The 13,710-nt window shown below is 36.0% G+C and carries 17 protein-coding genes, 1 pseudogene and 1 riboswitch; of the genes and pseudogenes, 14 read left to right on the forward strand and 4 right to left on the reverse strand.

Annotation, left to right across the window (positions count from 1 at the left end):
• The first annotated feature begins 436 nt into the window (after positions 1-436).
• Together AB3M96_RS00005 and AB3M96_RS00010 are read left to right on the forward strand one after the other, a co-directional pair.
• Positions 437-1,390 (forward strand): NAD(P)-dependent alcohol dehydrogenase, encoded by a 954-nt coding sequence (locus tag AB3M96_RS00005; RefSeq protein ID WP_412965498.1) that lies wholly within the window; start codon positions 437-439, stop codon positions 1,388-1,390.
• Between the two features lie 169 nt (positions 1,391-1,559).
• The gene (locus AB3M96_RS00010; RefSeq protein WP_412965499.1) at positions 1,560-1,955 is read left to right on the forward strand and encodes a hypothetical protein; all 396 of its coding nucleotides are present in this window, start codon (positions 1,560-1,562) and stop codon (positions 1,953-1,955) included.
• A gap of 45 nt (positions 1,956-2,000) precedes the next feature.
• Here AB3M96_RS00010 and AB3M96_RS00015 read toward each other — a convergent pair whose 3' ends face one another.
• Both AB3M96_RS00015 and AB3M96_RS00020 read right to left on the reverse strand, forming a co-directional pair.
• Entirely contained in the window at positions 2,001-3,092 is a 1,092-nt protein-coding gene (locus AB3M96_RS00015) for a serine hydrolase domain-containing protein (protein WP_412965500.1), read from the reverse strand.
• A 27-nt stretch (positions 3,093-3,119) separates the two neighbouring features.
• Entirely contained in the window at positions 3,120-3,695 is a 576-nt protein-coding gene (locus AB3M96_RS00020; protein ID WP_412965501.1) for a TetR/AcrR family transcriptional regulator, read from the reverse strand.
• A gap of 189 nt (positions 3,696-3,884) precedes the next feature.
• On the opposite strand from AB3M96_RS00020, the gene AB3M96_RS00025 reads away from it, so the two are divergent.
• The 8 genes and pseudogenes from AB3M96_RS00025 to AB3M96_RS00060 all read left to right on the forward strand — a co-directional run bounded on the left by AB3M96_RS00025 (position 3,885) and on the right by AB3M96_RS00060 (position 9,854).
• Positions 3,885-4,313, forward strand: a complete 429-nt coding sequence (locus AB3M96_RS00025) for a hypothetical protein (RefSeq protein WP_412965502.1) — start codon at positions 3,885-3,887, stop codon at positions 4,311-4,313.
• 380 nt (positions 4,314-4,693) lie between these two features.
• Positions 4,694-5,005, forward strand: a complete 312-nt coding sequence (locus tag AB3M96_RS00030; protein WP_412965503.1) for a hypothetical protein — start codon at positions 4,694-4,696, stop codon at positions 5,003-5,005.
• A 92-nt stretch (positions 5,006-5,097) separates the two neighbouring features.
• Positions 5,098-5,664, forward strand: coding sequence for an MOSC domain-containing protein (locus tag AB3M96_RS00035; protein WP_412965504.1), 567 nt, complete (start codon positions 5,098-5,100; stop codon positions 5,662-5,664).
• 16 nt (positions 5,665-5,680) lie between these two features.
• A complete protein-coding gene (locus AB3M96_RS00040; protein WP_412965505.1) occupies positions 5,681-6,139 on the forward strand; it encodes a YhfM domain-containing protein in 459 nt (152 codons plus the stop codon).
• A gap of 127 nt (positions 6,140-6,266) precedes the next feature.
• On the forward strand, positions 6,267-6,683 hold the full coding sequence (locus AB3M96_RS00045; RefSeq protein ID WP_412965506.1) for a DUF4304 domain-containing protein: 417 nt from the start codon (positions 6,267-6,269) through the stop codon (positions 6,681-6,683).
• Positions 6,684-6,875: 192 nt separating this feature from the next.
• On the forward strand, positions 6,876-8,054 hold the full coding sequence (locus tag AB3M96_RS00050; protein WP_412965507.1) for an MFS transporter: 1,179 nt from the start codon (positions 6,876-6,878) through the stop codon (positions 8,052-8,054).
• 93 nt (positions 8,055-8,147) lie between these two features.
• Positions 8,148-8,612: pseudogene (locus AB3M96_RS00055) on the forward strand (SMI1/KNR4 family protein); the annotation flags it as partial.
• A gap of 378 nt (positions 8,613-8,990) precedes the next feature.
• Positions 8,991-9,854 (forward strand): alpha/beta fold hydrolase, encoded by an 864-nt coding sequence (locus AB3M96_RS00060; protein ID WP_412965508.1) that lies wholly within the window; start codon positions 8,991-8,993, stop codon positions 9,852-9,854.
• 123 nt (positions 9,855-9,977) lie between these two features.
• Here the strand turns inward: AB3M96_RS00060 and AB3M96_RS00065 are convergent, their stop codons facing one another.
• Positions 9,978-10,331 (reverse strand): response regulator, encoded by a 354-nt coding sequence (locus tag AB3M96_RS00065; RefSeq protein ID WP_412965509.1) that lies wholly within the window; start codon positions 10,329-10,331, stop codon positions 9,978-9,980.
• 71 nt (positions 10,332-10,402) lie between these two features.
• Positions 10,403-10,488, reverse strand: a riboswitch (cyclic di-GMP riboswitch).
• Between the two features lie 219 nt (positions 10,489-10,707).
• A complete protein-coding gene (locus tag AB3M96_RS00070) occupies positions 10,708-10,953 on the reverse strand; it encodes a hypothetical protein (RefSeq protein ID WP_412965510.1) in 246 nt (81 codons plus the stop codon).
• 251 nt (positions 10,954-11,204) lie between these two features.
• On the opposite strand from AB3M96_RS00070, the gene AB3M96_RS00075 reads away from it, so the two are divergent.
• The 4 genes from AB3M96_RS00075 (at position 11,205) to uppS (ending at position 13,546) form a co-directional block, all read left to right on the forward strand.
• Positions 11,205-11,837: a class I SAM-dependent methyltransferase gene (locus tag AB3M96_RS00075; protein ID WP_412965511.1), complete on the forward strand. Its 633-nt coding sequence runs from the start codon at positions 11,205-11,207 to the stop codon at positions 11,835-11,837.
• A 159-nt stretch (positions 11,838-11,996) separates the two neighbouring features.
• Entirely contained in the window at positions 11,997-12,479 is a 483-nt protein-coding gene (locus AB3M96_RS00080) for a DUF2975 domain-containing protein (protein ID WP_412965512.1), read from the forward strand.
• Between the two features lie 10 nt (positions 12,480-12,489).
• Positions 12,490-12,720 carry a helix-turn-helix domain-containing protein gene (locus tag AB3M96_RS00085; RefSeq protein ID WP_412965513.1) on the forward strand — a complete coding sequence of 77 codons (231 nt, stop codon included), beginning with the start codon at positions 12,490-12,492 and terminating at the stop codon, positions 12,718-12,720.
• A 67-nt stretch (positions 12,721-12,787) separates the two neighbouring features.
• On the forward strand, positions 12,788-13,546 hold the full coding sequence (uppS, locus tag AB3M96_RS00090; protein ID WP_412965514.1) for an undecaprenyl pyrophosphate synthase: 759 nt from the start codon (positions 12,788-12,790) through the stop codon (positions 13,544-13,546).
• The last annotated feature ends 164 nt before the right edge of the window (positions 13,547-13,710 follow it).

Below are 13,710 nucleotides of genomic sequence, written 5' to 3' on the forward strand. Positions count from 1 at the left end.
CCGTGCAGTACAGGAATCATCTTTTACAGGTAGCCTAGGCCTTTTTTTAAAATGTCCTTTACAGAGGGTACACTTTAGATGCGGTGAGCTTCTTTTATTCCATAAATCTTAGTTGCTATTGAATAGTGTACACTTACTGGAAAAGGCTGGCTAAATGCCAGTCTTTCCTTTTGTGACAATGGGACAGGTTCCGTGTCCCCAAAATAGGTAAGTGTGGAAAAATCTAATTCTCATTTATATTGTAGGGGAATTTAATTTTTCAGAAGGTTATAAAAGCCTTTTACTAGAATATATAAATAAAACATACATAGCGGGTCTTTAGTATTAGTGATTAAGTAACTTATATCTTAGCTGCCGTTTAGATGCACTCAACCTGAGAAAGAAAATAGATAACCTAATATGACAAGTTCTGCCCAAAATATTGGAGGTAATGCAGGTGAGAGCAGCTATTTACAATACCTTTGGTCCCCCTGAAGTAATGGAGATAAAAGATGTCGAACAGCCATCGATTGTGGATCATGATAGAGTATTGATACGTGTACATAGTGCATCCGTAAATACGTTAGACTATTTATACCGAAAGGGCTATTTGCCTACAAGGATGGACAATGGACTAAAAAAACCCAAAAATTCGGTACTGGGCATTGATGTTGCTGGTACTATTGAGGAAGTTGGAAATAAGGTAAAAAAGTTTAAGGTGGGAGATCAAGTTTTTGGGAGTTGCTTCGGCTCTCATTCTGATTATGTATCCCCTCGTGAAAAATTCCTAAGTCATATGCCGAAAAACCTAACGTTTGAGGAAGCAGCTGCAATACCGTGTGCTGCTCAAACAGCCTTGCAAGCCTTGCGAGATGTAGCAAAGATAAAGCAAGGGCAAAAAGTTTTAATATATGGAGCATCAGGCGGAGTAGGGCATTTTGCTGTTCAACTTGCTAATTACTTTGGGGCTGAGGTAACCGCTGTTTGTAGTACATCAAATCTTGAGTGGGTTAAGAAACTTGGGGCACATTATGTTATTGATTATACCAAGGAAGATTTTAAGGATAATAGAAATAAGTATGACATTATTCTGGATGCAGTTGGTAAGCGAACCTTTTTTAGTTGTAAAAACTCTTTAACCGAGCGAGGTGTTTATATTACGGAACACCTATTTTACCCTAAATACCATCCTTTTCAAATAATGATAGGTTCAGTAATAGGTCGCAAAAAAGCAAAGACTCATTTTACTAACCCAAACGATAAAGATCTGGATTTCCTACGTGGTCTAGTAGAGGAAGGGAAATTAAGACCTGTCATTGAGAAATGTTTTTCTTTGGAGCAGATTGTAGAAGCACACAGGCACATTGAAAGCGGGCGCACGAAGGGGAAGATAGTTCTTAAGATTAAATAGAGGGTATGTTATTTGGATGAGGGGACAGGTTCAGTTCCCATAAAGTTTCTATTAGGAAAAAGGCTGGCTAAATGCCAGCTTTTTCATTTGGGACATAACGAAAATCCATTTGTCTATAAAGTTTGATTTGAGCGCTTTCGTGGTACAATGGAGAAAATACCGTCGGGAAATGAAAAAGAAAAAAGAATTACCCTGGCTTTTAATGCTTTCTGCAGCTGACTATCGAAGAAAGAAATTGGATTATGAATTAATGAACGGTCTGGAGGAATATGCGATGGACATTGAACAGGTAAGGGAGGCGCTTATTGAGTGGGAATCATTAAGTGCAAACAAAGAAAACCGAGTAATCTATGAAGCCAGAGCAAAAGAGTTACGAGATTTGTTAAGTAATCTTGATGGGGAGCGGAGATTAGGTCGAGAAGAAGGGATAAAAGTAGGAAGGGAGAAAGGAAGAGAAGAGCAAAATCTAGAAAACGCACGTAAGATGTTTAAAGAAGGCATCAGCATTGAATTAGTTATGAAAATAACGGGTTTAACAAGAGAGGAATTACAGCAACTAGATTAAATGGGACAGAGGGACCTGTCCCTCTGACCCATTCATCTCTCTTTATCATACAACCTCAGCTTTTTTTGTAGCTTTTAGAAGTTTATCTGCAATTTGGAGCATTAATCGAATTCCTTTTTGACCATATCCAGATTTATTTAAGGTTCCGATGATATAAGCATCTGTTGCTGGGTGGTAAAACATAAATGATCCGGTAGAACCAGCATTCCCCCAAGAGTTATATTTTGCTGGCATTAACACAGGAACCGTTTTAATGTTCATGACACCATATCCATAATCAATTCCTAAAAAGAACTTCCCACAGTCGCTTTTCATCTGATCAATGGTTTCTTTCGCTAGTAGTTGATTAGAAACGAGTGCCTTCATAAACTTTAACAAGTCGCCCGTCGTAGATACAACACCACCTCCAGCAAATACCATGCTTCTCATACTCTCGTAATTTGAAATCTCCGTATTCCGCATATACATTTTTGCTAGTTCGTATGGACTTTCTTCTGCTGGTTTCATACGAGAGAAATGTGAGTTCTTCATACCAAGTGGTTCAAAAATATTTTCATTTAGCACTTCGTGGAAAGCTAATCCTGTAATTCGTTCGATTATTAAGCCTAAAAGATGATATCCAGTATCGGAATAATGGAATCCTTCTCCTGGAGGAAAATGTGTTTTCATATTTTCCTTAGCCCACGTGATGATTTCTGTAGGTGTAAACGTGCGATTTGGCTCATCCAGGATAATATCAACAATTGACCTTCCCTTTACGGGCTTTTCTTCAAAGAAATCGTGTAAGCCTGAGGTGTTATTTAATAAATGTTTGATTTTTATCTCGTTTGTATAATCTTTTTCTTTGTAAACATGTAACTTATGAAGTACATCTTCTTCAAGGTACTTTGAAATTTTGTCTTCATACATACATAGCCCTTGTTCAACTAACTTTCCAAATAAAACTGATGTGAAAAGCTTACTAATGCTGGCGATATAAAATGGTTGGTCTGGGTGGATCGCTTCTTCTCCTGCAGCTAGGTTTATGTCTATCCCATGCTTTTCTGAGTGAACACGTAAATAAGCATTTTTTGAGTCTTTTTCTACCTTTTTCTTGAAGAGTTGTTCGACTTCCATATGCACTTTTGTTTTCTCCATATCCCCATCTCCCTTAATGTCTAACCGCTATTCCTTTTCGTTTTTACGAAAATTAGCAGCCATTATGATATCTTTTCCGGCACTCTCGAGCATTTTAATGATTGTCTCTTCATCAAAATGCTCAGGAAGCATGCCATTAACATCCATGACGGAAAGCCCTAATTGAAACACTTGCATTTTAAATAAGATACCTGCCAGCTCTTCATCTGAATATCCACTTAGTGAGGTAGATTCTTGCATCTGCTCAAGTATATTCGTTCTGGAAGGCTGAACATTATTTAAGTAGCGATTACTGTTCATGATAAGGTCTTTAAACAGAACACTGTACTGTCTTGCAAACTTTATACTCGCGATTCCTATATTTAGAAAGGGATCTGAACTGTATTTTGTTGCTAACATTTGCTGTGCAATATCATGGACCTTGACTAAAACCGCTTGTTTTAACTCTTCTACCTCAGTAAAATTCACATAAATAGGGGCAATGGAGCTTCCTAATTTATCCGCTACTTTTCTAACGGTAATACTGTCAATACCTTCTGCGCTTGCTATATCAAAGGCCGCATCTATAATGGTTTCTTTTGTAAACTTAGTTCTTGGTGGCATAAAAACTACTCCTATAAAATTATTAAATAACACTTGTTATGTATCATATGTTATATAATAAATCCCATTTTGTAAATGGTTTTTTTCCTTAAAAGTAAAATAATGGTTTGAAGGTTGCGCCCACAAATTGGATGAGGGGCCAGAAATATGTATGAATAATTAGGGGATACTGTTCATGAGGTGTTTGGTATGAGTAAACCTTTGGTGTTGTTCATGGTTTTATTTCAGTTGTTGTCAAGTAATGTTGTTGCTCAAACGACTGTTCATATTGAAATTTTCGATATTAGTAAGGGTAAAGTTGTTATGGATGATCAAGTGACTAATGAGTTACAACAAGATGTACAGGAATTTTTAAACGGGATAACAGGTGTTTTTACTCAATTAAAGCCAATTCCAGAGAAAGGATTTATGGTGAAAATACCGATAGATCCTACTATGGTCCAGAATAAATGGTTTAATGATGTTGTTGATGAAGTGATTCTTATTTTTCCTGATTATGAAAATCCGTATTTATTGGTTTTCGATGATGAAAATAATCCACGGATTTTTACATTTACCGGCGACACTAATATGTTCATGGCAAAACTAATAATCAGCCCTATAGACCTCTCAAATTGAGGTCTTTTTTTAGATTGTCTTGAGTGAAGACTGTAAGCTTCATTGCACACAGAGATGAGGTACTACCGTTTTAAAATACCTGTATTTCAACTGGATTAATTTGGTATAATTAGAAGAAGAGGTGAAGAACAATCAATATCTTACTTTTTGTTATTGTTCATATTTTGATAGGATTAGGTTTGCTATATTTTTACGGTAAGTTGCCTAAAGCGATAGCAACCTTTGCAATTGTATTTTTTAGTATGAGTTTTCTTTATTTCTCAACAATTCTTTTACGATCATATATCTTACGTTTTATGCGTTTCTGTACGATGCAGGAACGTTTTTTATGAGAGATGAAATAGAACATTACCAACGATTCCATGGAAGAGGAAAACGCAATGAAAATCAAAATGATTATCTTTGTAACATCTACAAAAGAAAATAATAGAAGTGAAATGGTTATGAAAACATTTGAATCAGCAATTCGTCCAGTCAAAGGAGATATTATCGATGATCCCGGGTTTGACCCGAGATTTCATAATGGATACGAAGTTGTAAAAGTTACCCTTAATTATGAGAAAAATGAATTCTTAGTTTCTCTGAGGCCGCTTGTATTGGAATTAGAAGAAATTAGTGTCAAAGATTACATCAACAAACTTGTAGAAAATGGTTGGCGTACTGTTTCGAAGGAAGAATTAGTGAGTTCCTAAATGAGAAGTTTTCTTTACCAGTTATAAGCGCTTCTCTGACTTGAATATACCTAGGTATAGACTGTTTACACGAAGAAAGGTTGTGAGGTTCATTGTTTGACGAAACAGATGAAAGTTTATTAGTAGGTGAAGTCATAGCGGTTAGTCGGAGTAAGGAGCATACGTTTAGCAAGAATAATCAAGGAGTTATAAGACTAGTAAAGGGCTTTGGCGTAGAAGACGATGTACACTTTGGTTCAACAGTTAAACACCGGTCGAGAGTGGCGCAAAACCCAAACCAACCGAACCTAAGACAAGTGCATTTAATTCAAAGTGAATTATTCGAAGAGTTAGCAGACCGATTTACTATTAATCCTGGACAATTGGGTGAAAATATAACAACTTACGGGATCAATCTCCTTGCATTACCTGCAGCCTCAATATTATTTTTAGGTGAGGAGGCAATTATTAAAGTAACAGGCTTACGCAATCCTTGTGCTCAAATTGATCAATTTAAACAGGGTCTATTAAAGACTGTTGTAGATAAGGATTCAGAAGGAAATCTAGTTAGAAAAGCAGGAATAATGGGAGTTGTTTTACAGAGTGGAGAAGTGAGGCCTGGTGATACCATTCGGGTTGAATACCCTCCTAGACCATTTAAAAAGCTTGAACGTGTATGATGGGAGGCTATAATAGATGAAAAAAATTATTTTACTACTATCTTTTACTTTACTTGGTGCTATTCTTTTTGGGTGCCAATCAGCCAATGAGACTCCAAAACCTGATTCAGAATTACCAAAAGACAATGGCGCACTATTTGTAGATCGTAAGATTATAGAAGTCATTGTATCTGAATCTAATAGAAGTAGCCTGACAGCATCTGAAAATGAAGATTTCATAGAGTCATTTAAAACGATTTTATCAAGTGCAGTAAAAATGCCAGGGATCGCCAATATGGCTGACCCAGAGTATTTCATAGAAGTAGTTTACAAAAATGAAAGTAAGCAGAGGTATAATTTATGGATAGGTCATATTGGAGAAAAGTCTACCTTGATGAAATCAGATGAAACGCATACCATTTATACGTTGTCAGATGAAATGACGGATAAACTTATTTCGTTAGTTGGAGAGCCCTTACTGAGTAGTAGGAATTGATTTAACAGAAATTGTTATTACATGCGTTTCCGCAAAAAGTGGAGACGCATTTGTTTATGGTTTTAAAGTGTTAACCGGTTGTTCATCTACAATTGGTTATTAATAAAAAGAAAAAAGGTGAAGGGAAATGTCTTCAAATGAAAGAAAAATGATAGATAACGCTCTTAAAATAGGTGTTGTACCATTTTTAAGAGAAAATGGTTTTAAAGGTTCATTTCCTCATTTTAGAAGAAAGACAGAGACTAACATAGAGTTAGTAACTTTTCAATTCAACAGATGGGGAGGTTCGTTTGTCGTTGAACTAGCAACTTGTCCGTTAGAAGGTGTAACTACTAGTTGGGGAGAGTTAATTCCACCAAACAAAGTTACTGCACATGATGTTAATCAGCGTTTTAGGTTAGGAGCAAGATCAAAAGGTGCAGAAGGTAAATGGTTTACTTTTGAAAATGCAAATTCAGATAAAGAGTATGAAAAAATTGCTACTAGTGTCGTAGATTTATTACATATTTCAGACACTTCATGGATTTCTAGTTTATTAAACTAAATGTTAGGGGCATGATTTACAGTGTAATTTTTAAATGTTCTCCCAGATGTAGTTTTTCCTGTAATCCCTTTTCCCGGAAAGAACCCTACAAATATAGTAAAAGTGTTCTAGCCTCAAGAGTTTGTTATACTGTTAGATAAAAGCTTTTCGTAAAGCATGAATATACATAAGCAAATGATGGAGGCAATTTCCGTGCGTAATTTTACTTTTATATTAATTATCTATGCCACATACATAGCCTTGGGCTTACCTGATTCGTTACTAGGTGTAGCTTGGCCAGAGATGGTGGGAGAATTTCATGTTCCATATAGTGCAGCTGGAATCATTTCAATGACAATTGCCATTTGTACTGTTATTTCTAGTTTGCAGACGATAAAAATTACAAATAAAGTGGGAACAGGTAAGTTAGTTTTAGGAAGTGTGGCTTTTACTGTAATAGGGTTAATAGGGTTTGCATTAACACAAAACTACTTTTTGTTACTAGTTTTAGCATTACCTTTAGGTTTTGGTGCCGGTGCAATTGACACATCTGTAAATGACTATGTTGCTGCCAATTTCAAGGCGCATCATATGAATTGGTTGCATGCGTTTTGGGGGGGAGGAGCAACGTTAGGGCCGATTATTATGGGGGTCACATTAAGTAACCATTTTTCTTGGAGACACGGATACTTGATCATTGGCGGAATACAGCTGCTGCTTGTTATCATCCTTTTCCTTACTCTTCCCCTCTGGAAGCAAAACGAGGGTAAGAAAAAACTAGCCAATGAATTAGATGAAAAGACAAGTTCTACTCGTGAAATACTGAAACGAAAAGGTGTTATTTTTTCTCTATTATCCTTCTTGGTTTATGTTGGTCTAGAAGGTACAATTTTTTTATGGGGAAGTAGTTATTTAATAGAGGTAAAATCGTTATCAGCAGTATCCGCTAGTTTCATCATATCTGTGTTTTTTGCTAGTGTAACGGTGGGAAGGATTATTAGTGGATTTATTACATTTTGGGTATCAAATCAAAAGCTACTACTATTGAGTCAACTATTGCTTATGATCGGAATATTTACAGCTGCTTTCGGAACAAGCAGTGTGTTGTACGTCGGATTTTTGCTGATTGGACTTGGATGTGCTGCCATTTTTCCAACCATGATGCATGAAACTCCAAGAAGGTTTGGAGAAAGAGATTCGAGTGCAATTATTGGATTTCAAGTAGCTTCCGGTTATGTAGGAATAACCGTATTACCTCCTCTAGTAGGAGTAGTGTTTCAGAATTTGAGTATGAATCTATTTCCGTTATTTTTAGTTATTTTCACCCTTCTTTTACTTGGAGCTACCATTGTAATTGAGAAGGGTAGTACTCTTAAAGCCTCTAAGTACTGAAGATAGTTTATCTATCTTCTTTTTTTCTCAGCATGGTAATTTTAAATAGGTAAAATGATAGAATAAATTTAATAGAGTTTATGGGGGGGAACTATGAAACGCATTTGGCTAGAGGAAAACGAATATGGGAAATTGGAACCGTTATCAGATGAGGTTATACAAAAGGCAGAAGAGCGACTGAACGTTATCTTACCAAGTTCTTACATAAGTATTTTGAAACAACAAAATGGCGGGGGACTTACGTCCAATGCTTATCCGACCGATGTACCCACATCGTGGGCAGATGACCATGTAAATGTTGACCACTTATTTGGAATTGGCTTAGGTGAGGAAAAAGGAATCTTAGAAAGTAAATATTTAATAAATGAATGGGGTCTACCGGAGAATATTGTGCTCATCTCTGGAGAGGGACATTCCTGGATAGCGCTTGATTATAGGAATTGTAAGGTCAATCCACCTGTTGTTTTTATAGATGCTGAACAAAATCAAGAAGTAAGATTAGCAAACCATTTCGAGGAGTTTTTGAATGGGCTTGTTGTTTACGGTGAAAATGAAGAAAACAATTTACTAGAATCAGTCCCATCAGAACAGGCATTATATGAGTACTTCGCAGAAATTGATGATGTGATAAAAAAGGGAACACCAAAAGAAATTGACCGTCTATTTACAAAAGTTCTCTCAACAACCAACGAATTGATCCGTTATATGGTTGAAAAAATGAGGCAACATGAAAAGCCAAAAGTCCATTTTAATCTACTTCTTTTCCTATCATGTTGTGCGGAAGGTGACAATCAGGGAATCTTGGAAGATGACTATCTGTTTGATGTTTTGACCGATTTTACTAAAAGTATGAATAAAGATGTTAAAGAGTTTGCTGTTTTTTCCTTAGAGCAATTACAAGGCAGGCTGAACAAATATATATAAGAGGTGGATAAATTGAGGAGTAAAGTTGTTAAGTCAAATAATACAGAAATATTTATCAATGAATATGGCCGACAAGATGGAGAACCATTATTTCTCTTACATCCTGGAGGAACAAATGGGTATGTATGGTTAAAGCTAATTCCTTTTTTTGAGCTAAAATATAGAGTGATTGTGATGGATATGCGTGGTCATGGTCAATCTATGGTTGCAAAATCAGGTTACGCTATGGAGAATCAAGCAAAAGATATTATTGGGGTTATGGACTATTTAAATATTAAACAAGCACATTTAATAGGTAACTCACTTGGAACTGATGTTGCTGTACATACTGCAGCTAATTTTCCGGAACGTATAAAATCACTAGTTAATATTGATGCTGGAATGCTGAATTTCATTGGGCCCAATGGAGAAATGGAAGGTACAAAAGAAGAATGGGTCAACAGGAGCCTAAATCGTAAACTACTAGATTTTAATTCTAGAGAAGAATTTTCAATGTTTATTAAGGATAATTATAGTGAGTGGGGAGAGGAATATGTTGAACTAACATCCAGAAATATACCTCTTCGTACTTTGCCAAACGGGAAAGTTACGCATATGTTACCAGTTGAAATAAATGCCTTATTAATGGAGGCGTGGTGTGATATGAATTTTGAGGATTGCTATCCAAAAATTACATGCCCAGTCTTATTTATACCAGCAACAGCTGAGAATAAACTCTCTGAAAAGTTAGCAATGATTGAAATATACAAGGAATATCTACCTTCGGTTGAAGTAGTTCTGATTGAAAATACGTCACATATTCCATTATGTAGTCATTCCAAAGAATTAGCTGTTCAAATAAATCAGTTTTTAGAGAAAGTTGAACTTCTTTCTTAGTCAGAATGTGAAATGGGTACAGGTCCCGTGTGTTCGTGCAAGGAATCTGTCCCGTCATATAACAAATCGTTTTCGTCAGCAAAAGCTAGCTTACCCCCAATAATCTTTATAAGAGGGGGACCATTAAAGATGGTTATTTATTGTTGGAACCAAATTCTTAAAATAAGGCTTTACAACAAAATCTTTGGCACCAATTTTTATTGTCTCAACAATTAAGGATTGTTGACCCAAAGAAGAACACATGATTACTTTAGCATTCCCATCAATTAGCATTATTTCCCGAAGGGCATGTACACCATCAAGTACTGGCATTGTAATATCCATAATCACTAAATCTGGTGAATTACTTTTATATTTTCTAATTGCATTTACACCATTTTCAGCTTCAATAATATTGGAATATCCTGAATCACTTAAAAGCCTCTTCAACCATGAACGCATAAAACGAGAGTCATCAACAACTAAAATTTTCTTCATGTTAAAACACCTTTACTCTAAATTTTAGGCAAATAGGAAAGGTGATGTTTATGTAGTTTTTCGGGGATGTCCCCGGCAACCCGGCTACCATGACTAAAAATGTTTTAGGCCCGTGGCTTTGCGTCCTTTACTTTCGTAAAATTTGCCTATAAATTATTTTACCATACTTAAATTTGTCGATAAATGTGAAAAATATGTCAAAAGTTGTCGGTTTAGTAAACTTTTGCAGTTAGAGTGTTAAAAAAATAATAGTAGAGTTCCAAACAGTAAGTGCAGCTAAGTTAATAGTTTGGAACAACATTCTATGGGGAAGAAAGTATCTTTCTATTAATATATATAGTGGGGCGAGGGACCTGTCCCTCTGACCCAATTTTGATCAGTTTCCAGAGATACCTGGGGAATGTTTAAACGATTTAACAAAATCTACGAGGCAGGCTTCACATAAGTCGAATTTCCATCTTTCTTCATCATACATTGACCCGTATGCAAAAGTTATGTTGAATGCATGGTAGAGTTCCTCTTCGAGACCATATTCAGTTAATTCATCCGTACGGCCACATTTATTGCATGTTATCGAGGTAGGGATTTTTTTTGTTACTTTTATTTCTTTAAATTGTTTCATAGTTTTCATCTCCTATCATTATGCGCATGATACTATTACATACTTCTAGAATATCTACTGAAAAACCTTCTTTCAAATATAGTGATTGCAAAATGTAACGATTTGTTTCTCACTTACGGTGCGGTTCCGTATCAGAAGTAGGTTTAAAAATTTATAAATAGTAAAATAACAATTAAGGATTGAAAAGCTGTTTACTTTAAAAATTTGGGTTAAGAAACATGTGCCTATGTCCCAAAAGGAGTTGATGATGAATGGAGTTTTGGGAAGCTAGTTTTATTGATAAGCAGACGATGTGGGGGTTTGAGCCTACGGATTCTGCCATATTGACTAAGGACTTTTTTCTTAAGAAGAGTGTGAAGGATATTTTGATACCGGGTATTGGATATGGTAGAAATGCTAAGGTTTTTATTGATAATGGGATACATGTGACTGGTATTGAGATTTCTAAGACAGCGATTGAGTTGGCGAGAGATAATGGGCTTGATATTCCCATTTTCCATGGCTCGGTAACTAATATGCCTTTCGATGACCAGCTTTATGACGGCATATATAGCCATGCACTACTTCACTTATTGGATAGAGACTCTAGAGATAAGTTTATTAAAGATTGTTATGATCAATTAAAGCCTAATGGATATATGGTTTTTACAACGGTTTCTAAAAAAGCGCCAATGTTCGGTAAGGGCAAACAATTGGATAAGGACTATTTTGAAATTATGGATGGCGTCAAAATGTATTTTTATGATTCAGACTCCATCAAACAAGATTTCGGTAATTATGGGCTGGTTGAGTTCTCGGAGATTGATGAACCGAGTAAGGACAATAAGAACAAACTTCCTATAAATTTCTTAATGGTAAAATGTAAGAAAGAATTGCATACATAATCAAACAAAAAGCCTTAATCCTCGCTGAAGTTGCTGAGGATTAGGCTTTTTTGGATCTGTTTTTCAACAAGTTAATTATAATAAATAATAAAACTTTATTGTAAAACGATAAATATTATGTTAAAATCAAACCGAAAATAGTTAAGCGAGGTGCTTTTAATGAAACGAGGAACAACAACCTTTTTAAAGATAGCTGTTATTCTTATAGGAATTCCAATTCTTGCTCTATGTATATTTGGTTTACCCCTAATAGCTAAGGATGCAGCTGAAAGTAGTTTAAGGATGGCTTATGTGCTATATGGGATATTAGGCATTATGTATGTATCGGCAATCCCTTTCTATCTTGCTCTATTCCAAGCTTTTAAACTTTTAGGATATATTGACCAAAACAAAGCTTTTTCAGATCTATCTGTTACAGCTCTAAAGAAAATAAGAAATTGTGCTACAACAATCAGTATTCTGTATGTGATTGGTTTGCCGCTTTTTTATATCGTGGGTGAGGTGGATGATGCCCCAGGTGTAATTTTAATCGGAATGGTCTTTACTTTTGCTCCAATGGTTATAGCTGTCTTTGCTGCGGTTCTCCAAAGACTTTTACAAGAAGCTATTAGAATAAAATCAGAAAATGATTTAACGGTCTGAGGTGAACATAATGGCGATTATAATAAATGTTGATGTAATGTTGGCGAAAAGGAAAATGAGTGTAACAGAGCTTTCAGAAAGAGTTGGCATAACGATGGCAAATCTTTCTATATTAAAAAATGGTAAGGCAAGGGCAATCCGTTTAACAACTTTAGATTCCATTTGTAAGGCTTTAGAATGTCAACCTGGAGATATCTTAGAATACAGAAGTGATGAAGAGCCAATTAAGAGGGGCCAATGAGACTGAGACTTTACAGGTCAGCAGATTTGAACAAGAAGTATAGTAACAATATTTGGGGAGGCAGAACATGTCAATCAAATTACCTTTTTTCATTACCAAACAATCAGAAGAATATGACTACCCTGAAGATCATACACCGGATCATATAGCCATCATTATGGATGGGAATGGACGCTGGGCAAAGAAGCGGGGTATGCCCAGGGTTGCTGGACATAAAGAAGGGATTTCTACCGTTGTAAAAATAGTCAAGGCTGCAGTCAAATGCAAGGTAAAGGTGTTGACACTCTATACGTTTTCAACGGAAAACTGGAAACGTCCCAAGTCAGAGGTAGAAACGATTTTGAGACTTCCTAAGGAGTTTTTACATATCTATTTACCAGAACTTATGGCCAATAATGTACGCATTGGGGCAATCGGTGATATGGACATTCTCCCGACCCATACACGTGAAGCGATTGAGTATGCAATTGAAAGGACACGTGAGAATGATGGTCTTCTGCTGAATTTTGCGCTAAATTATGGAAGCAGACACGAAATTCTCAGAGCTATGAAGGAAATGCTCATGGATATTAGCGATGAAAAATTGTCACTGGATGAATTGGACGAACAGAAGTTTTCAGGATATCTAGATACATCAGCTCTACCAGACCCGGATCTGCTTATTCGTACCGGTGGTGAAAAACGCCTAAGTAATTTCTTGCTTTGGCAGCTCGCTTATACTGAGTTCTGGTTTACTGATGTGTTATGGCCTGATTTCTCAGAAAAGGAATTTCTGCAGGCAGTTGGGGAATTCAGAAATCGAAAGAGACGATTTGGCGGAATCTAAGACGTTGTAAGGAAACGAAAGCTACATTTGTCTAACACCTATAAGGAAGCGATAGTCCATATAAAGGGCTATCGCCTATTTTAGTTGAAGCATAAAACGCACTATTAAAAAATAATTTGGCCTGAATTACTAAAATTAAAATCATGTTTTTAATATATAAGTTA

Origin of the sequence: Ferdinandcohnia jepli, assembly GCF_047246645.1 — a bacterium.
Classification (GTDB): Bacteria; Bacillota; Bacilli; order Bacillales; family Bacillaceae_L; genus Ferdinandcohnia.